Below are 19,291 nucleotides of genomic sequence, written 5' to 3' on the forward strand. Positions count from 1 at the left end.
CATGAAAGTCATTACCGTAAAAAATCAGCTTGAGGGGGCAAAAATCGCTTTTGATTTGTTGAAGGAAGCCATGGAGGGGGGGAGCAAGACCCTGGGTCTGGCAACTGGCTCTACACCTGTCGAGTTTTACAACCAGGTGGTTCAGTCTGACCTGGATTTCTCAGAGATGATCTCGATCAATCTGGACGAGTATGTCGGACTCGACGGCTCTGACGACCAGTCTTATCGTTATTTTATGGAGCAACACCTCTTCAATGAAAAGCCTTTTAAGGAGAATTTTTTGCCAGACGGCAAGGCAACTGACCTCTTAGCTGAGGTCAAGCACTACGACAGCATCATCGATAGCCATCCGATTGATTTCCAAATCCTAGGTATCGGGGCTAACGGCCATATCGGTTTTAATGAGCCAGGGACCAGCTTTGAGGTCACAACCCATGTCGTAGACCTTGCAGAATCAACGATTCAGGCCAATGCCCGCTTCTTTGAGGATGAGTCACAGGTGCCAAGACAGGCGATTTCTATGGGGATTGCTTCGATCATGAAGTCTAAGGAAATCGTCCTCATGGCTTATGGCGAAGCTAAGGCAGAAGCTGTGAAGGGGATGATTGAAGGCGAGATTACCGAGAGTCTGCCGGCTTCAGTCCTTCAAAAGCATGACAATGTGATTGTGATTGCTGATGAAGCAGCGGCGAAACTGTTGAAATAAGAAATTTTAAGGAAGGCTGAGTCGCATGCTCAGCTTTTTTCTTGTCTTGGAAATGAAACTGAAAGATGATTAAGTTATCCGTCAATTTATCTGAGGACAGTGCTGTCGCAGGGTCCAGATAAGAATTGTCTAAGAAAAAGCAACAATATGTGAAGGAGAAACACTGAGAAATTTTTAACTTAAAGTTTTTATAAACTTGAGAAGTCAAAGCTTCTTTTCTAGGATAAAATAAATTTAGGATACATTTAAGACTAGGAGGAAACGAGATGAAAACACTAAAATTAATCTTTTTTGGCCTGATCTTGCTGGTCGGCCTCTCGCTGGCTTCACCTCCAGCAGAAGCGGTGACAGAACAGCCTTTTATGAACATCACAGGCCAGATGAAAGAAGCTGACAGCAAGGTTCATCTGACCTTTATCAAAAGCCTGGGCAAGAGCATCCAGGGGACGACGGCAGACATTCAGCTGACCAATGAAGCGACGGGGCAGACTTATCGCTTCAATGATGTAAAAATCGGGCCTGACGATATCATCAGCGATGCGAATCAGCGGGACTTTGAGGGCCAGCTTGCTTCCACCAATGGAAATATTCAGCCCTTGTCGCTAGATACGAGCACTCGCGACAAGGGGACGAGTCTGGGGGAGTTTGGAGAGCAAAATACGGCTTGGCTTAGTCTGACAGGACTTGGCCTTCTCATCCTGATTGTGTTTTGCCTGGCCTACAACAAGAAGAAGAGAGGGGCGAAATTCCTTGGCATTGTCCTCTTTGTCATAGGGACGAGCCTCAGCCCGCAAACAGCTTTGGCCGTGTCGGAAGAGAGCTATGAGCTCAAGCAGGCCGAAGTCCTTCGGGACCGGAATTGGAAGATTGAGGTCAAAATCTATACGAATAGCCTAGAGGAGATGAGTCTTTTGAGGCCGGCGAGTCCGATTTCCACTGATGGAGGAAGTGAACAAAAGCCGGAACCCGCAAGGCCCCTGACACCTGCTGAAAATCTCAAACCAGCAACAGCGCTCAAGCCCTCAAAACCAGTCGAGCCAGAAGACTTGACTAATCTCATCGTCCACGACAGTCAGATTAAGCTTGGCGATGACTGGAAGCCTGAAGACAACTTTGACAGTGCTCAAAGCAAGATAGGCGAGCTGGTGAACTTCTCTGAAATCCAAGTCTCTGGCGAGGTTGACAGTATGAACCTTGGCGACTACACGATTCGCTACAGCTATGCTGGTAAGCAGGAGCTTGCTAAGGTGACGGTTGCTCTGGATCCGGCCTATCTCCCGACCATTGACCCAGATGACCCTCTGGCTGTCCATTATCTGGGCCTCAAATGGAGCATTATCAGAGACCCAGAGACACTTGGCGACAAGCACTACCTGATTGCCCTTGATCAAAACATTGGTCGCTCCAGCTTCTCATCGGCTCCCTATTTCTATGATAACAATGACCTCAAAGCTCCCGACAACCAAGGCATCTGGCGAGAGAGTACCGCCCAGCAACTCATCAATAACTGGTATAACCAAAATATCCAGGGCACTGACTTTGAACGCTCCGTCCTGCCAGCAAGTCTCCCTAATCCGAGCCTCAGTGATGCCAAGGCCTACTGTGATTTCTGGAAACTTCCTTTTGAGAGCAATGAAAAATGGGGCAAGCACCTCTACAGCTCTGGCTATGATGTCCCGATGACAACGTCAGAAAGATTTAGAACAAGATTTGATAAGGAAAATGGTATTAAATCTGCCTTTCTCATGTCCGGCTCTGACATCTGTGATGACGAGGGCGACGGGGCTAAAATCCACTATATGACGCCTGAGGCTGTCCGACATGCTGAGAAATACCGGGATTCTACGGGAATCCACTATGCCTATTGGCTCCGCTCTCCAGGCTGTAAGCAACAATGTGCGTCTCTAGGCATGTGGGGCTATTCGACTGCTGTGGACCAGCACTGGGGGATTGAATATGAAAATGACATGAGCTATGTCGGCTGTGTTCTGCCGGGCTTGATTGTGAAGATACAATAAAAAAAGAGCCTGAGACTGGCTCTTTTTTTAATGATGTGCCACAAATTTAATAATACTATCAAAAAGCAAGCCACCACAGACCCCACCAAGAAGCGGTCCGAGCAGTGGAATCCAGGCATAGTCCCAACCAGACTTTCCCTTGTTCTTAATTGGCAGGATGCTGTGCATAATCCGAGGACCCCAGTCACGGGCGGGGTTAATGGCGTATCCCGTCGTTGCACCGAGCGAAAGCCCAATGGCCGTCACGATGCCACCGACCAGGGTCGGGGTCTGGCCATCAGCCAGCTTATTTTGGCCAAAGGCCAGGAGGGCAATAATCAAGAGGGCTGTCCCGATAAATTCGCCAAAGAAATTAGAGGGATTGTGGCGGATGGCAGGGGCCGTCGAGAAGGTCCCGAGGATGCTGTCAGGGTCCTTGGTCTCGGCCCAGTGCGGATAGTAGAAGAGCCAGAGGACGAGGGAGGCCAGCATGGCCCCCAGCATCTGTGCGATGATAAAAGGGATAACCATCGACCAGCTAAAGCTACCGGTCGCCGCCATGGCCAGGGTCACGGCAGGATTGAGATGGGCTGGGCCCATAAAGCCAGAGACATAGACGGCAATCATGACTGCCAGGCCCCAGCCAAGGGTAATGACCATCCATCCGGCGTCGCTTGCCTTGGTCTTTCTGAGGACGACGCCACAGACGACCCCATTCCCTAGGAGAATCAGGACGAAGGTCCCGATGAATTCGCCAAGTAATTGTACTGATTCAGACTGCATTCAAAACTCCTAATCTAGGATGTAACCATCCGCTAAGGCCATGTATTCTGAGATTTGCTGGGTCTTCCAGGCCTCGTTTTTGTCCCATTCTTGAGCTAAAATATCTGCGACCTTGTAGGCCATTTCTTTCGAGGCCCGGGCGTCTAAGAAGAGGCCACGAATCCGACGGGCGAGCACATCTTCGACGCTGGTCGCCATTTCTTCACGGGCGGCCCAGACGACCTCAGCCCCTGTAAATTCAAAGTTGGGGTGGATTTTCTCGGCCAGCTCTGGCTTTTCATTAGCCAGGGCTTGGATTTTTTCAGCATCGGAGCCGTAGACGTAAATCCAGTCCTGCCGTTCGCTGTCTGTGGTTGGTTTATAGCCGTGGATTTTCATTTCCCTGGTCACACAAGGCTTTTGAGGGAGGCCAGCCTTGCTGATGGCCAAATCAATCGTTTCTTCAGCCATCTGCCGGTAGGTCGTCCATTTGCCGCCTGTGATGGTAATCAGGCCGGAGTCATTGATAAAGAGCTTGTGGCTCCGGGAGATTTCCTTGGTCTTGTTGGGGTCAGCCCCCTCTTTTGGAGCGGCTAGCGGTCTGAGGCCAGCGTAGGCTGAGAGGACGTCCTTTCGCTCGGGCTTCTTGGCCAGGTATTGGCCTGCGGTCTCCAGGATAAAGTCAATTTCTTCTTCGAGAGGCCGAGGTTCCAGGATAAATTCGGTCAGTGGCGTATCAGTCGTGCCGAGGATGACCTTGTTGTGCCATGGGACACAGAAGAGGACCCGGCCGTCAGGTGTCTTAGGGACCATGATGGCGTCATTGCCGCCGAGAAAACTGCCGTCGACAATCAGGTGGACTCCTTGCGATGGCCGAACGGTCGCCTTGTGGTCTTTGACATCCATGCTGAGAACCTCGTCGACAAAGATACCAGTGGCGTTGATGATGGCCTTGCCTTTGAGGCTAAAGGTCTCGCCGTCCAGGCTGTCTTCGACCTTGACACCGACGACCTTGCCATTATCCTTGGTCAGCTCAGTGACCTTGGTGTAATTGACTAGCGTCGCCCCTTTTTCAGTGGCCGTCTGCATGAGATTGATGGCCATTCTGGCATCGTCAAACTGGCCGTCATAGTACATGACCCCGCCGACGAGCCCGTCCTGCTTGATTTGAGGGATGCCGTCGACGACCTTTTTCTTGCTGTAAATCTTACTCCGGCCAATGTTTAAGCCGCCTGCTAGCATATCATAGACCTTTAGGCCCAGGCTGTAGAAGGGCTGTTCCCAGTGCCTGCGATTGGTAATGATAAATTTTTGATTTTTAACCAAGTGCGGTGCATTCCTTGCCATCCGGCCTCTTTCATGGAGGGCCTCCCGGACCAGCTTGACATCGCCCTGCTGGAGATAGCGGACACCGCCGTGGACCAGCTTGGTTGAGCGACTTGAGGTGGATTTGGCAAAGTCGGACTGCTCTAAAAGCACGGTCTTAAAGCCTCGGGCAGCGGCGTCTACTGCAGCACCAAGCCCTGTTGCACCGCCTCCGATGACGATCAGGTCCCAGTCATCCGGATGGTTTTTGAGAAATTGGATATTTTCTTTTCTTGAGATAGGCATAATAACTTCTTTCTACTTAAAAAGGCGACTTGCTTCGACAGCCTTAGTCCAGCCTTGATACAGGTCTTCCCGGCGTTCTTCATCCATTTGGACTTCAAAGGATTTCCCAGTCGCATAGCTTTCTTTGAGCTCGTCCATATCCTTCCAGAAGCCGACGGCAAGGCCAGCTAGGAAGGCAGCCCCGAGGGCCGTGGTCTCGAGGTCAGCGGCCAGCTGGACAGGGGTCCCTAAAATATCCGCCTGGAACTGCATGAGGTAGTCGTTTTTAGCTGCTCCGCCATCGACCTTGAGAAGGGGGATTTCGATGCCTGTATCATCTTTCATGGCACCGATGATGTCCCGGACCTGATAGGCAATGCCCTGCAAGGTCGCCTTGACGATGTCGTTGTCCGTCGTCCCCCGGGTCAGGCCGAAAATGGCCCCCCGGGCATCCTGGTCCCAATAAGGGGCACCGAGGCCCACAAAGGCAGGGACGACATAGACCTCGTCTTCGTTTTCAGAGGCCATGGCCTTTTCATAAGAGTCAGAAGCCTTCTCCAGCATCTTGAGGCCGTCACGCAACCACTGGATAGAAGAGCCGGCCACAAAGACAGAACCTTCTAAGGCATAGTGGACCTTGCCGTTGATGCCATAGCCGATGGTGGTCAGCAGGTTATTCTTAGAAATTTTGGCTTTTTCACCCGTGTTCATGACGATAAAAGAACCAGTCCCATAGGTGTTTTTGACCATACCAGGCTCAAAGGCCATCTGGCCAAAGAGGGCCGCCTGCTGGTCACCCGCCATGCCGGCAATTGGGACCTCAGCCCCAAAGAAGTGGTAGGTCTGGGTATAGCCGTAGATTTCAGAGTTAGAGACAGGCTTTGGTAGCATGGCACGGGGAATATTCATAATTTTCAGGAGCTCATCATCCCAGTCCAGGCTGTGGATGTTGAAAATCATGGTCCGTGAGGCATTGCTGTAGTCAGTCACGTGGACATTGCCGTCAGTCAGCTTCCAGACCAGCCAGGTCTCGATGGTCCCAAAGAGGAGCTCGCCTTTTTCGGCGCGCTCTTGAGCCCCTGGGACCTGGTCGAGAATCCAGCGGATTTTGGTCGCAGAAAAGTAGGAGTCGATGATGAGGCCGGTTTTTTCTTGGAAAAGCTCACTGTAGCCCTGTTCTTTCAGACTGTCAGCAATCTCAGAGGTCTGGCGGGACTGCCAGACGATGGCGTTATAGATTGGCCGGCCGGTCTTCTTGTCCCAGACGACGGTCGTCTCACGCTGGTTGGTAATCCCGATGCCTGCGATATCACGAGGCTTGATGCCAGATTCGATGAAGGCTCCGGCGATGACGGATTGGACGGCATTCCAGATTTCATTGCCCTTGTGCTCAACCCAGCCTGCTTCAGGGAAGTATTGCTTAAACTCTTTTTGGCTGCTTGCGACCTGCTGGCCCTTCTGGTCAAAGATGATGGCACGAGCACTGGTGGTTCCTTCGTCGATGGCCATGATGTACTTTTCTTCAGACATATGATTCTCCTTAATATTTACTTATAATTCTATTATAAAATAATTTAATTTATTTTGCAAACGCTTTCTTCACAAACTTTACAGTTTGTGGTTTTTTGTCCACAAAATAAAAAAGCCGTCAAGGCTTGTGACGACTGTTTTGTTTTAATGTTTTTGGCAATTTTATTTTTTATAGTGGCGAATACCGTCTTTAATTTCACAAACTGAGAAAGGGGTCTGATCTTGGAAGCTTTTCTCTTGCTCAAGGTCAAGCGTTTCTGAAAACATGGCTTCATAGGCTGAGATGTCAAGGGCCTCGCGGTTTTCAAGCATGGCCTGATGCTTTTCAGTGAGAAGGGCCTGCTCAAAGCCTGGCATCAGCTCAGCAGAATAGAACTCAGCGACCGTCCCAGAACCGTAGCTGAAGAGGCCAAGGCGATCGCCAGCTGACAGGGCCCTGCTGTTTTCCAGAAGGGAAAGCAGGCTCAAGTAGAGGGAACCAGTATAGAGGTTGCCGACTCGGCGGTTGTAGACGATGCCTTCTTCATAGCGGGACATCAGACGTTCTTGGTCGGCATGGCCTTCTAAGACGGGAAGGAGGGCCTTCTTGCCCATTTTTGTATAAGGGGTATGGAAGGCCAGGGCTGAGAAGTCTTGGAAGTCAAGATTGGTCCGTGTTTTATATTCCTCCCAGACCCGGGCAAAAGCATTGATATAGGTTTCGTTGGAGAACTTACCGTCGACCGAAGGGTAGGTCTGGCCGGTTGGCCGCCAGAAGTCGTAGATATCCTGGCTGAGGCTGACTTCGTCGTTGTGGAGGGCAAGCAGACTTGGATTAGCAGAGACCAGCATGGCCACAGCTCCAGCCCCCTGAGTCGGCTCACCGCCTGATGCCAGGCCGTATTTGGCAATGTCGCTGGCAATGACCAGTACCTTGCGGTCAGGATGTTGCTGGACGTGGTTCTTGGCCAGCTGAAGGCCTGCCGTCGCCCCATAGCAGGCTTCCTTGATCTCGATGCTCCGGGCAAAAGGCTGGATGTCAAGCAGGCCATGGACAATCACAGCAGAAGCCTTCGACTCGTCGATGCTAGACTCCGTGCCGACGATGACCATGTCAATCGCCGCCTTGTCAGCCTCAGTCAAGATGTCGGCTGCCGCATTGGCCGCCAGCGTGACAATATCCTGACTTGCAGGGCTGACCGCCATCTGGTCCTGACCAATCCCTATGTGAAGCTTGGCCGGCTCAACCTGCCGGGCAGAAGCCAGCTCGTCCATCTCTAAAAAATAGGGAGGGACGAAGAAACTCATTTTGTCAATGCCAACAGTGTTCATCATATATATCATCGGCCAGGAAAACAGCCGGTCCTTTCTTTTTATAACAGGAATATTATAACATAAACTGGTTTTTGTTCTGGGGCTGCTGGTTTGGGACTGCTCGCTTCGTGATCAACTTAATTTATTATGTAAATTTCCAAGTAGCTTATGTCGCCCAATTTTGAACTGGCAGATGCTTGGTCCCGGAAGCCATCCAATAGCCCCAGAACCTCGCGAGAGTTGTCATTTTCAAAGATGAAGAGTATAATTAAGAGGATAGATTTTAATTAGAATGGAAAATTATAAACATGGCAAAACGTAGAATGGCCCTCCTTGTGATGTGCTTTGGCTCAGCTGAAAAGCCTGAAGACATCGAGCCCTATTATACACATATCCGTGGCGGTCGACCTGCCCCAGCTCCCCTGCTGGCAGAGCTACAAGAACGTTTCAAAATCATCGGTGGGACCTCTCCACTGGTGAAAATCACAGAAGCCCAGGGGGTTGCCCTTGAAGCTGAGCTTAACCGCCGTCAAGATGAGATTGACTTCAAACTTTATCTTGGCTATCTTCACATTTCACCATTTATTGCGGATGCTGTAAAGGCGGCACACGCCGACGGCTATGAGGAAATGGCCTCTGTCATCTTAGCTCCGCAATTCTCAGAAGTCAGCACCCAGCTTTATTTGGACGATGCTGAAAAAGCAGCGGCTGAATACGGCATGAAGCTGCAGACCGTCAAGAGCTGGTACCGGAATCCTAAGTTTATTCAGACTTGGTCAGATAATCTCAAAAAGACCCTCTCAGAAATCCCTGCCGATGAAATGGACAAGACAGCCGTTGTTTTCACAGCTCACAGCATCCCACAAAGCGTGGCAGACAAAGGCGATAGCTATGTTCCACAAATCTTGGATACAGCAAAACTTGTCGCTGAAGCTGCAGGACTTGACCACTATGAACAAGCTTGGCAATCTGCTGGTCGTACCCCTTTCCCATGGATTGGTCCAGATGTTCTTGATTTCACTCGAGAAGTTGCTGAAACAAAAGGCTATAAGCACTTTGTTTACTGCCCAGTTAGCTTTGTCGCAGACCATCTCGAAGTCCTTTTTGATAATGACTATGAATGCAAGATGGTGACAGACGAGCTTGGACTCAGTTATCACCGTCCAGAAATGCCAAATACTAACCCAACATTTATCTCAGCCCTTGCTGATGTCGTGACAGAAAGTTTGAAAGCATGATTAAAAATGACCGCTTATTAAGAGCAGCCAGAAAAGAAGCTGTCGATGCTGTACCCGTTTGGTATATGCGTCAGGCTGGCCGCTCTCAACCTGAGTACCGTGCTATTAAGGAGAAATATTCGCTCTTTGATATCACTCACCAGCCAGAGCTCGCTGCTTACGTCACGAAGCTTCCTGTGGATAATTATGGCGTGGATGCAGCGATTCTCTACAAAGATATTATGACCCCCTTGCCTTCGATTGGCGTTGATGTGAGCATCAAGTCAGGCATTGGTCCAGTCATTAGCAATCCTATCCAAAAGCTCAGCGATGTTGAAAATTTAGGACAAATCAATCCTGAGTCAGATCTTCCATATATCTTGGATACCATCAAGCTTTTGACAGAAGAACAGCTTGAAGTGCCATTGATTGGCTTTTCTGGAGCACCCTTTACGCTGGCTTCATATATGATTGAAGGAGGTCCATCTAAGAGCTATCATAAGACAAAAGCACTGATGTGGACACAGCCTGAGACTTGGTTTGCGCTGATGGACAAACTTGCTGATATGGTGATTGCTTACTGCCGTGCGCAAGTTAAGGCTGGTGCTTCAGCCTTGCAGATTTTTGACTCTTGGGTTGGCAATCTGAATCGTGAAGATTACCGTAAATTCATCAAGCCTGTCATGACCAAGATTTTCACTGCTTTACAAGCCGAAAATGTGCCACTGATCATGTTTGGTGTTGGGGCGAGCCACTTGGTCAAAGAGTGGAATGACCTGCCGATTGACGTGATGGGGCTTGACTGGCGTATCAAGATTGATGAAGCTAGAGCTCAAGGAGTAGAAAAAGCAGTACAGGGGAATTTAGACCCTAGCTTGCTTCTTGCACCTTGGGAAGTCTTGGAAAGCAAGACGAAAGAAATTCTCGATATGGGAATGAAGGAAGAAGGCTTTATCTTTAATCTCGGTCACGGTGTTTTTCCAGAAGTCAATCCGGATACATTGAAAAAGTTAACTCAATTTGTACACGAATATTCAAGCAAGATGTGAGTTGAGCCCGTTTAGAAAGTTAGAAATTTAGAAAATCGCAGCTTCTGTGCTTGCACAGGTTCTGAGATTTGTCTAATTTCTTAACTTTTTGGCTCAAGCCACTCAATTATAAAGGAGAATAAAATGTCAGAAGAATTAAAACACGTAAGTCCTGATGCAATTATTGAATTTCCAACAGGAACAATCAAAGCATCAACACTTGAACTTATGCTCAATAAATTGCCTTTTGAATTAGGCTACTGCAATGAAGACAACATCTTCACATGGTTTTCAGCAAAACCAGACCGTCTGCGTCCACGTCGCGTGAAGACTTTGGGTGAAAAAGTCTTTGACCTTCACCCACATATCGCGCCAAAAGTCCGTGTCTTGCTTGACCGTTTTGAAAAAGGCGAAGAGCAAAACTGGATTCTCCATTTCCCAAATAAAGAAGGAAAAGCTGGCCGTGGCTACAAGAAATTCATCGCTGTCCGTGATATCGAAACAAATGAATATCTTGGTTCTATGGATGCGACAGTTGACCTTGCGATTTTTGAAGATAAGGCTGGTAAACACACGCCTGAAACGATCAAACGCTATGAAAAAGCTGAAGAAGTACCAGAAGTTGAAATCCGTCAAACGCAAGTCGAAGGTCCAGCAGCTGACTACAAGAGTGATGAAGTCATCATCGACTTTGAAACAGGTAAAATCAAAGCCAGCACGCTTGACACAATCATCCGTCTTTGTCCTTTCGAAATGGGCTTCTGCGATGCTGAAGATAACTTCCGTTGGTACTCAAACAATCCAACGCGTGTTCACCACCGCCGTACCTCAGCTTTCGGTCACTCTGTCTTGAAGCTTCATCCAAAAGTAGCGCACCACGTGCGTGTGATGCTTGATGATTTCAAGAGCGGTACAAAAGACGAATGGGCTTTCTGGTTTCCTAAACGTTCGGGTGAAGCTGGACAAATGTATCAAAAATTCATGGCTGTCCGTGATCCTGAAACGAATGAATACCTCGGCTGCATGGACATCACTGTCAACATCGACCAATTCTTTGATGAAGAAGGCATGGAAGCAATGAAAGAAGGCGCAGTACCTGGCGGTCGTCCTTTGGATGGTTCAGGCGCCCCTTATGTTGCTTATCCAAATGGCGAAAAAATGCCAGCGCGTCACAGTCGTCGTCATGGTGAAGCTGGACATCCTGGCGGACACCCAGGTGCAGACTTGCACGTAGAGGAGATGAACCCTTAATGACAAAGAAAATAGCAATCATTGGCGCAGGGATTACTGGTCTTTCGGCTGCTTATTATTTGCAGAAGGAGATTCAGGAAAAGAACTTGGACCTTGATTGGGTCTTGATTGAATCAACAGACCGTCTTGGCGGGAAGATTGAAACCGTTCGTCGTGACGGCTATATCATCGAGCGTGGACCAGATTCATTCCTTGCCCGTAAGACAGCGATGGTGGACTTGGCGCGTGAAGTCGGCATGGATGATAAGTTAGTGAATAACGCCACAGGTTCTGCCTTTATCTATTTGAATGGCAAGCTTCATCCGATTCCTGCCGGTTCTATCATGGGGATTCCAACCAATGAAGAGACTTTCCAAGCTTCAGAACTCTTTACAGACGCTGCAAAAGCGCGTGCTAAAGAAGACTTGACGATTGAAAAATCTCCAGCTGGGATTGACCAGTCGATGGGACAATTTTTCCGTCGTCGTTTAGGCGATGAAGTCGTTGAGAACCTTATCGAGCCTTTGCTTTCAGGGGTTTATGGTGGCGACCTTGATACGATGAGTTTGATTTCTACTTATCCTCAGTTTTACGAAGTTGAGCAAAAATACGGCAACTTGATTGATGGCATGAAAAAACAAGCCGCAGAAAATGCCAAGAACACGCCTTATCAAGGACAGAAAAAAGGCATGTTCCTCAACTTTAACACAGGGCTTGAAAGTTTGGTCGATGCGATTGAAGCAGCATTGCCAGCTGAGAACATCATGAAGTCAACAGCGGTGAATAGCATCGCTGAAGGCTATGAACTCAGCTTGTCAAATGGCGAAATCTTGCATGCTGATAGCATCATCTTGACCACTCCGCATGAAGTCTCTGTAAAATTGCTCGGAGAGCATGGCATCATGAAAGACGAGTTTGAGGATGTACCCTCAACATCTGTCGTGACCATCTCTATGGCATTTCCAGCAGAAGCTTTGAAGGAAGATATCGACGGCACAGGCTTCCTCGTGTCAAGAAATGCAGATTTCTCTATCACGGCTTGTACATGGATCCATAAAAAATGGGCGCACTCAACACCAGAAGGTAAAATCGTTCTTCGGGCTTTCCTCGGAAAACCAGGAGACGAGCGTTATACGAAACTTTCTGATGAAGAAATCACCCGTCTCGCACTCCGCGACCTCGGACAAATCATGGAACTCAACGGAGAACCTGAATTTGTTGAAATCTCACGCTTAGATGACTCTATGCCACAGTATACTGTGGGTCACAAGGAACGTTTGGCGAAAGTCCGACAAGACCTTGCAGACAAGATGCCTGGCGTCTTTATCGCTGGGATGTCTTATGATGGGATTGGATTGCCGGATAATGTTGTGGCTGGTCGTGAGGCTGAGAAATTGGCTTTGCGCTATCTGACTGAATAAATTAAAAAAACACTTTATTTTGAAATAGAGTGTTTTTGATTACGTATTTGAACTTGTTTTAGAAGTTTTTCCTTATCTTTTGGATCTTCTAATTGATGTATTTTAGCGTGGCAGTTGGGACAAACAGCGATGCAGTTATCAAGAATATCAGGTCCTCCATTTGAAAGATATTCTATATGATGAGAATGAAGGAAAGGCCTGCCTTCAACTTTGAAAGGAGCATCTTGATCGCAAAGTGCACAGATTCCATTGGAAAGTAACAAGACATAGTCCCTGATGTCTGTATTACGGTCGAAACTAAATGAACGAGTAGCACGGTAGCTAGGCTGTTTAATAATTTCAAATTGTCCTAGATTATACTGACTTGCTTGCAGTGCTCTTTCAGCAAGTATTTCTGGACTGGGTTCTTTTCGGTTAACCTTTTTCTTCAATGGGCTAGCAACAATGGAGCTATCAGGGATATAAAGTCTGCTTGTTAATTGAAGTGGAAATTTATAGACCTTTCGTAAATTACCTTCGATGTCTTCTTCATCGACTTGAAAAGGCTCATCTGCTAATACTACTTGCCCTGCGTAAATATAGTCAGTTTCTTTAAACTTTTCAAATAGATGAAGTTGCACCCCATTTTCATTAGATTCTGCAAGTGTCTTATTTTGGCGTGTGGGTTCTTGGTCTCCGGTTCGTCCCATGCCGGTATAGTAGAGTGTGTCATTAACCCATTTATCTTCATAAGGATTAGATCTTGAGGCATTTGCGTGCTTAGATATAAGAACAAGTGTATTGGTCTTGAGTGAGCGATTCATACCAGCCTGCGTAGCGCACTTAAAAATTTCAGCTATTTCGTTAATTTTATAGTATTCTCCGACCTTTAGGGATTGTGAATTAAAGTTTTCCATAATCTTATTATCTCATATGAAATTAGGAAAACAAATAATTTAATAATATTTATCTGCTTTTAAGGAAGACTCTCAAATAAAGGACATCAGAAATGTAAAGCGAAACGTTTTACAAATCGTTTTATATTTGCTATACTAAATTCACCAAGGAGACCCACCATGACAACCCTAGTAAAAGACAAACTCTACAATTTCAGAACTAACGCCGCCCATCTGGAAGAAGCCAAGGCTATCATGAAGAAGCAAGATGTTGAGCTGTCGGCGATATTTAACGAGGTCATTGAACAAATTATTCTCACGAAGAAGTCGCCCATCAAATCCAAGGAAGAGATTGAAGCTGAGCTCTTCTTAGACGAGCTTGACAAGACACTTAATTCAAGGCTCGACAAGATTCTAGCGGGAGAATATATGACAGAGAGCGAAGTGAGGGAGCGACTTGGACTTTAGATTTTCAAATGACTTTACCCAAGACCTGCTGGATTTACAAAGCTATATCAAAGATAAATTCCATAATGAAAAAGCAGCTCGTGATATCTTGGAGAAAATCATGGCAAGCTTAGCCCTGCTCCCAAAGGCACCTCAGCTGGGCCTTAACTTTGATGAACGTGTGGGCAGAAAGCTTTTGACAAGCTTTAATACCAGGATGCTCATCGTAGATAAAAAGTTTTTGGTGTTTTATGCTTATTCAGAAGAAATGCTGGTGGTTTTGAGGTTAGTCAGTGCCGATACGAACTATTTGAAGTATTTGGATACCCTGTTTTCAAGAATCAAGAAAGAACTCGATCCTTAGTCGAGCTCTTTTTGTATCTTAAAAGTCTTAAAAAAGAAAAAGCCCAAAGGGCCTCCTCAAATATTAAGCATTTAAAACCTTAGACAAGAAGTCCTGAAGCCGTGGATGTTTCGGATGGTCGAAGACATCCTCAGGTGTTCCATCTTCAAGGATGAGGCCGCCGTCTGTAAAGATGACGCGGTTGGCGACCTTGCGGGCAAAGCCCATCTCGTGAGTCACGATGAGCATAGTCATGCCGTCATCCGCGATTCGGCGCATGAGGTCAAGGACGTCACCGACCATTTCTGGGTCGAGGGCTGAGGTTGGCTCGTCAAAGAGCATGACATCTGGGTCCATTGCCAGGGCGCGTGCGATGGCTACACGTTGCTTCTGACCACCTGAGAGCATGTCAGGCATAGTGTCTTTCTTTTCAAGAAGTCCTACAGCCTCTAGGAGGTGGAGGGCTTTTTCTTCTGCCTCAGCCTTGCTCTGCTTTTTGAGCTGGATAGGAGCATAGGTGATATTCTCAAAGACAGTCATGTTTGGAAAGAGGTTGAAGTGTTGGAAGACCATACCAACGTTCTGGCGGACCAGGTTGATATCGGTGTTTTTATCGGTCAGATTAAATCCGTCGACGATGATATCGCCAGATGTTGCGGCTTCGAGGCCGTTCAGAGAACGCAGGAAGGTAGATTTCCCAGATCCTGAAGGGCCGATAATGCAGACCACATCACCTTTTTCAAAGGTGGTTGTGATGCCCTTAAGGACTTCATTTTTACCAAAAGATTTATGTAAGTCAGTGACTTCGATTTGTGTATTGATTCCCATATTTCCCCCTAATTATTTGATACGACGTTCAACGAGACGGCCAACATACATCAGGATCAAGAGGATGATGATGTAGATGAGACCAATCAAGCCGTAAACGCGGAAACCTTGGAAGTTACGAGCAACGATGATTTGCCCGGCTTGAAGGAGTTCGACCAGACCGATGGTTGATACCAGGGTCGTATCCTTAAGTGTGATGATGAATTGGTTGATCAAGCTTGGTGTAGTAATCTTCACAGCTTGTGGCAAGACTACCTTACGCATAGTTGTGAGATAAGAGACACCGAGTGAGCGAGAAGCTTCGGTCTGTCCAAGTGGTACGGCGTTGACCCCACCACGGAAAATTTCAGCGATATAAGAGGATTCGTTCAGTGTCAGTGCAATCACACCGGCGACAAACTCGTTGATTGGACTCTGCTGTCCTGTGATCGACTGCATCAGGTTTGGAATACCAAAGAAGAGGAAGAAGATCAAGACCAGAAGTGGAATCGAACGGTTGAGGTCGACATAGACCCGGGCAATGCCACGGAGAAGCTTGCTTGGTGAGACGGACATGAAGCCGAAGATCACACCGACAATCACAGCGAGGACAAAGGAGATGACAGCAAGTTCAAGTGTGACCAGGAGGCCCTTGGCGATTTGTTGCCAGTTATTGTAGATGATCCCCCAGAGTGTTTTCTCGCTGACGGTCTTCTTACCGTTGTTGCTGTTTCCTGTTGCCAGGTACTTGCTCTTGATTTGGTCGTAGGTCCCGTTGGCCTTGATGTCGGCTAGGCCGTTGTTGAACATCTCAATCAGCTCTGGGTTAGAGCCCTTCTTGACTGCAAAACCATAGGTACCAGCGGGCACAGCCTTGAGTGGTGTGACCATGTTTTGCCCTTGTTTAATTGCATATTGGATGACAGGCTCATCATCCATCACGGCATCAATTGAGCCGGATTGAAGGGATTGGTACATGCTGGTCGCATCAGAGAAGGTCTTGACCTTATAGCCGTATTTGTCCTTGTTTTCTGTCAGGTAAGTATAAGAGACGGTACCGTTTTTAGCACCAACGGTCTTGCCTTTGAGGTCCTCCCAGCTCTTGATTTTTTCATCTTTGCGGGCGGCCACAGTGACGTTGGCTTGATAATAAGCGTCTGAGAAATTGAAGACTTCCTTACGGGCGTCGGTGATTGACATGCCGGCCATGGCTGCATCAGCCTGACCTGCCTGGAGGGCGTTGACTGCTGCATCAAAGCCGACAAAGTTCCATTTGATGGTGAAGCCTTGGTCTTTGGCGATGGCATTCAGCAGGTCAACGTCAATCCCTGTGTATTGCTTATCAGAGTTTTGAAACTCAAATGGGGCAAAAGAGTTGTCAGAGTAGATGTTGTAGACTTCTTTTTTAGGCGTTGCCTTTTTAGTCGAAGCCTTGGTGTATTTGTCGACAATCTTTTGATAGTCGCCATTGGCCTTCATTTGAGCCAGTGTCTTGTTGAAATCTTTAACGAGTTGGGCGTTTTTACCCTTGGCAACGGCAAAGCCGTAACCGCCAGGCAGTGAAATCGCTGGCAGGTTGATGGCCAGGTCTTGACCCTGTGTGATGGCATAAGAAATGACAGGCACTTCATCCATCACACCGACGATATTGCCTGATGAAAGGGCAGAATACATGTGCGTGCCATCAGAGTAGGTCTTGATTTCGTAGCCGTACTTGCTTTGATTGCTCTGGAGCCAGCTTTGAGCAGCTGTCCCATTTTTGACACCAACTGTCTTTCCCTTGAGCTCTGAGTAGTCAGAGATAGGTTTTGCCTTGGTCGTCGCAATGGTCAGAGCTGAGCTATAATAAGGCTTTGAGAAATCAAAAAGATTTTTCCGCTCGTCAGTGATGGACATGCCGGCGATGACGCCATCGGCCTGGCCAGACTGGAGCTGGTTGACCGCTGTGTCAAAGCCAGGGAAGCTGATGTCAAGCTTCCAGTTGTTTTCCTTTGCGACGGCCTTGATCAGGTCGACGTCGATACCGACCCATTCCTTATTTGAATTTTGAAATTCAAAAGGAGCGTAGGCATTGTCAGAAGCGATTTTGACTGTGGTTTCAGCCTGGGCTTTGGGAGATGCCAGGCCAAAGACTGAAAACATGGCGAAGAGGCTCGCCAGTCCGATTAAATACTTTTTCATTCTATCCTCCGATAAGTTGTATATAAAATAGTATATCATAAAAACAATTTTGGAACAAAGATTTTGAAAGTATATGTAAGAAGATGTGACATGCTTTCTGATTTTGTCCAAAGTTTAATCAAGGGCCATAAAAAACTTTTTGAAGCTATTATATAGGAAAAGAAGCAAGAAATAGCGTCTGAGCTGGGGATTAGATTTGTCAAAACAGCTTTTTTAGGGTAAAATGAAAATCAATGTCAAACGTTGAATATTTTGGAGGTTCCTCTTGTTCTTAAATTTTCCTAGCCTGTCCGTCTTTGGTTTCTTCAACGACTGGATGGCCAATTTTGCCCAAATGCCTAACGGCCACATCTGGATTTATGTGACCCTGGGTCTGATTATCTTTGTCGAGACCGGCCTGGTCATCTTTCCCTTCTTGCCGGGCGACTCCATCCTCTTCTTTGTCGGCTCGCTGGCAGCCATGTCAAATGGTAAGCTTTCCCTGCTCTACCTGATTTTGGTCATGGGGATTCTGGCCTTTCTGGCCAATCTGCTCAACTATGAAATTGGTCGAAAATTTGGGAATGTGATTCCAAAGCATCCCAAACTGTCGAAATTCCTGAAGCCAGAGTACTTAGAAGAAGCCCACAAGTTCTTTGAAAAATGGGGAGCCTGGGCAATCTTCCTGGGACGCTTCATGCCCATCATCCGGACCGTCGTGCCCTTTGTGGCTGGGACCGGCCGGATGCCTCATAAGAAATTTGTCCTCTTTAATTTTCTCGGTGGCTTCTCTTGGGTTATTGTCACGCTGGGGGCTGGCTACCTCTTTGGCCAGGTACCCTTCATCAAGAAGAACTTTGAGCTGGTCATGATAGCCATTGTCGTGGTGTCGCTCCTTCCAGCAGCCATCGGTGTCCTCCGCAAGTATCTGTCTACAAGGCGGAAGGCAGCTTAATTTATAAATAAAGTTAGAATGGTATAATGGTATTTACTCTATGTAAATGCTATTTTTTATGAGGAAAATATGGAAATAAACGCAAAGACAAGACTGGCTGCGGTCGTCGCCAATCCCATCAAGCACAGTCTTTCTCCTTTTATTCATAATCTAGCCTTTGAAATGACCGGAGAAAACGGCCTTTATTTGGCCTGGGAAATTGAAGAGGCAGGCCTCGAGCAGATAGTCAAGAACATTCGCCTCCTGGATATGTATGGCATCAATCTTTCGATGCCTTATAAACAGGCGGTTCTCCCTTATTTGGACGAGCTGAGTCCATCGGCTGAGGCTATCGGGGCGGTCAATACAGTTGTCAGGCAGGGCGATAAGCTGGTCGGCCATAATACGGACGGGATTGGCTTTTTCCGGTCGCTAGAGGCTCTGGACTATCGGCCTGAGGGGCAAGAACTGGTCGTCCTTGGTGGCGGGGGTGCTGGCATGGCGATGATTGCCCAAGCTCTACTAGACGGTGCCCAGGCAGTTCATGTATTTGCCAGAAAATCTCATTCTTTTGCTGGATTGGAAGAGCGTTTGAATGCTATGTCTGACAAGGTCAAGCTTTATGATTTAGCAGATGAGGCAGAGCTCCAGGCGAAGCTTGACCGCTCTAGTCTTCTGGTCAATGCGACTTCTGTTGGGATGGACGGTCTATCAATGCCCTGTTCTGAAGCGATTAAGCTCAGTCCGGAGTTGCTGGTCGCCGATGCCATCTATAAGGTCGCCGAAACGCCCTTTTTGACTTGGGCCAAGCAACAGGGCTGTCGGACAACGAATGGCCTTGGTATGCTCCTTTATCAGGCGGCAGAGGCCTTTGAACTTTGGACGGGGAAGGAGATGCCGGTGGAAGCTGTTGAATCGGCTCTTTTAAGGAAAATGACTGAGGATAAATAA

At 47.6% G+C, this 19,291-nt stretch carries 17 protein-coding genes; 10 read left to right on the forward strand and 7 right to left on the reverse strand.

The features are described 5' to 3' along the window. Window position 1: 1 nt before the first annotated feature. Both nagB and NtB2_RS01960 read left to right on the forward strand, forming a co-directional pair. On the forward strand, window positions 2-706 hold the full coding sequence (nagB, locus tag NtB2_RS01955) for a glucosamine-6-phosphate deaminase (protein ID WP_109245268.1): 705 nt from the start codon (window positions 2-4) through the stop codon (window positions 704-706). A 266-nt stretch (window positions 707-972) separates the two neighbouring features. Then, complete coding sequence (locus tag NtB2_RS01960) at window positions 973-2,724, forward strand: bacterial Ig-like domain-containing protein (protein ID WP_109245269.1); 1,752 nt, start codon at window positions 973-975, stop codon at window positions 2,722-2,724. Window positions 2,725-2,751: 27 nt separating this feature from the next. On the opposite strand, the gene NtB2_RS01965 is transcribed toward NtB2_RS01960, so the two are convergent. The 4 genes from NtB2_RS01965 to NtB2_RS01980 all read right to left on the reverse strand — a co-directional run bounded on the left by NtB2_RS01965 (window position 2,752) and on the right by NtB2_RS01980 (window position 7,896). Next, window positions 2,752-3,486 carry an MIP/aquaporin family protein gene (locus NtB2_RS01965; protein ID WP_109245270.1) on the reverse strand — a complete coding sequence of 245 codons (735 nt, stop codon included), beginning with the start codon at window positions 3,484-3,486 and terminating at the stop codon, window positions 2,752-2,754. Window positions 3,487-3,495: 9 nt separating this feature from the next. After that, complete coding sequence (locus NtB2_RS01970; RefSeq protein ID WP_109245271.1) at window positions 3,496-5,076, reverse strand: glycerol-3-phosphate dehydrogenase/oxidase; 1,581 nt, start codon at window positions 5,074-5,076, stop codon at window positions 3,496-3,498. Window positions 5,077-5,088: 12 nt separating this feature from the next. After that, complete coding sequence (gene glpK, locus NtB2_RS01975; protein WP_109245272.1) at window positions 5,089-6,585, reverse strand: glycerol kinase GlpK; 1,497 nt, start codon at window positions 6,583-6,585, stop codon at window positions 5,089-5,091. A 162-nt stretch (window positions 6,586-6,747) separates the two neighbouring features. Then, complete coding sequence (locus NtB2_RS01980) at window positions 6,748-7,896, reverse strand: hydroxymethylglutaryl-CoA synthase (RefSeq protein ID WP_109245273.1); 1,149 nt, start codon at window positions 7,894-7,896, stop codon at window positions 6,748-6,750. Between the two features lie 290 nt (window positions 7,897-8,186). Between NtB2_RS01980 and hemH the strand changes: the two genes are divergently transcribed. The 4 genes from hemH (at window position 8,187) to hemY (ending at window position 12,774) form a co-directional block, all read left to right on the forward strand. Then, the gene (gene hemH, locus NtB2_RS01985; RefSeq protein ID WP_109245274.1) at window positions 8,187-9,116 is read left to right on the forward strand and encodes a ferrochelatase; all 930 of its coding nucleotides are present in this window, start codon (window positions 8,187-8,189) and stop codon (window positions 9,114-9,116) included. Further along, window positions 9,113-10,144 carry a uroporphyrinogen decarboxylase gene (gene hemE / locus NtB2_RS01990; RefSeq protein WP_109245275.1) on the forward strand — a complete coding sequence of 344 codons (1,032 nt, stop codon included), beginning with the start codon at window positions 9,113-9,115 and terminating at the stop codon, window positions 10,142-10,144. The genes hemH and hemE overlap by 4 nt, the downstream gene beginning before the upstream one ends. Window positions 10,145-10,267: 123 nt before the next feature. Beyond that, complete coding sequence (locus NtB2_RS01995) at window positions 10,268-11,374, forward strand: PAS domain-containing protein (RefSeq protein WP_109245276.1); 1,107 nt, start codon at window positions 10,268-10,270, stop codon at window positions 11,372-11,374. Beyond that, a complete protein-coding gene (gene hemY / locus NtB2_RS02000) occupies window positions 11,374-12,774 on the forward strand; it encodes a protoporphyrinogen oxidase (protein WP_109245277.1) in 1,401 nt (466 codons plus the stop codon). The genes NtB2_RS01995 and hemY overlap by 1 nt, the downstream gene beginning before the upstream one ends. 14 nt (window positions 12,775-12,788) lie before the next feature. Here the strand turns inward: hemY and NtB2_RS02005 are convergent, their stop codons facing one another. Beyond that, window positions 12,789-13,670, reverse strand: coding sequence for an HNH endonuclease (locus tag NtB2_RS02005; protein ID WP_109245278.1), 882 nt, complete (start codon window positions 13,668-13,670; stop codon window positions 12,789-12,791). A gap of 159 nt (window positions 13,671-13,829) precedes the next feature. Between NtB2_RS02005 and relB the strand changes: the two genes are divergently transcribed. Both relB and NtB2_RS02015 read left to right on the forward strand, forming a co-directional pair. Further along, the gene (gene relB / locus NtB2_RS02010; protein WP_109245279.1) at window positions 13,830-14,117 is read left to right on the forward strand and encodes a type II toxin-antitoxin system RelB/ParD family antitoxin; all 288 of its coding nucleotides are present in this window, start codon (window positions 13,830-13,832) and stop codon (window positions 14,115-14,117) included. Beyond that, window positions 14,107-14,460 (forward strand): type II toxin-antitoxin system RelE/ParE family toxin, encoded by a 354-nt coding sequence (locus tag NtB2_RS02015; RefSeq protein WP_109245280.1) that lies wholly within the window; start codon window positions 14,107-14,109, stop codon window positions 14,458-14,460. Before relB ends, NtB2_RS02015 begins: the two co-directional genes overlap by 11 nt. Window positions 14,461-14,523: 63 nt before the next feature. On the opposite strand, the gene NtB2_RS02020 is transcribed toward NtB2_RS02015, so the two are convergent. Both NtB2_RS02020 and NtB2_RS02025 read right to left on the reverse strand, forming a co-directional pair. Further along, the gene (locus tag NtB2_RS02020) at window positions 14,524-15,267 is read right to left on the reverse strand and encodes an amino acid ABC transporter ATP-binding protein (protein WP_109245281.1); all 744 of its coding nucleotides are present in this window, start codon (window positions 15,265-15,267) and stop codon (window positions 14,524-14,526) included. A 12-nt stretch (window positions 15,268-15,279) separates the two neighbouring features. Continuing rightward, window positions 15,280-17,427, reverse strand: coding sequence for an amino acid ABC transporter substrate-binding protein/permease (locus NtB2_RS02025; protein ID WP_109245282.1), 2,148 nt, complete (start codon window positions 17,425-17,427; stop codon window positions 15,280-15,282). Window positions 17,428-17,743: 316 nt separating this feature from the next. On the opposite strand from NtB2_RS02025, the gene NtB2_RS02030 reads away from it, so the two are divergent. Further along, window positions 17,744-18,361, forward strand: coding sequence for a VTT domain-containing protein (locus NtB2_RS02030; RefSeq protein ID WP_109245383.1), 618 nt, complete (start codon window positions 17,744-17,746; stop codon window positions 18,359-18,361). A 69-nt stretch (window positions 18,362-18,430) separates the two neighbouring features. Then, window positions 18,431-19,291: a shikimate dehydrogenase gene (locus tag NtB2_RS02035; protein ID WP_109245283.1), complete on the forward strand. Its 861-nt coding sequence runs from the start codon at window positions 18,431-18,433 to the stop codon at window positions 19,289-19,291.

Origin of the sequence: Lactococcus termiticola, from assembly GCF_003116835.1 — a bacterium.
GTDB lineage: Bacteria > Bacillota > Bacilli > Lactobacillales > Streptococcaceae > Lactococcus > Lactococcus termiticola.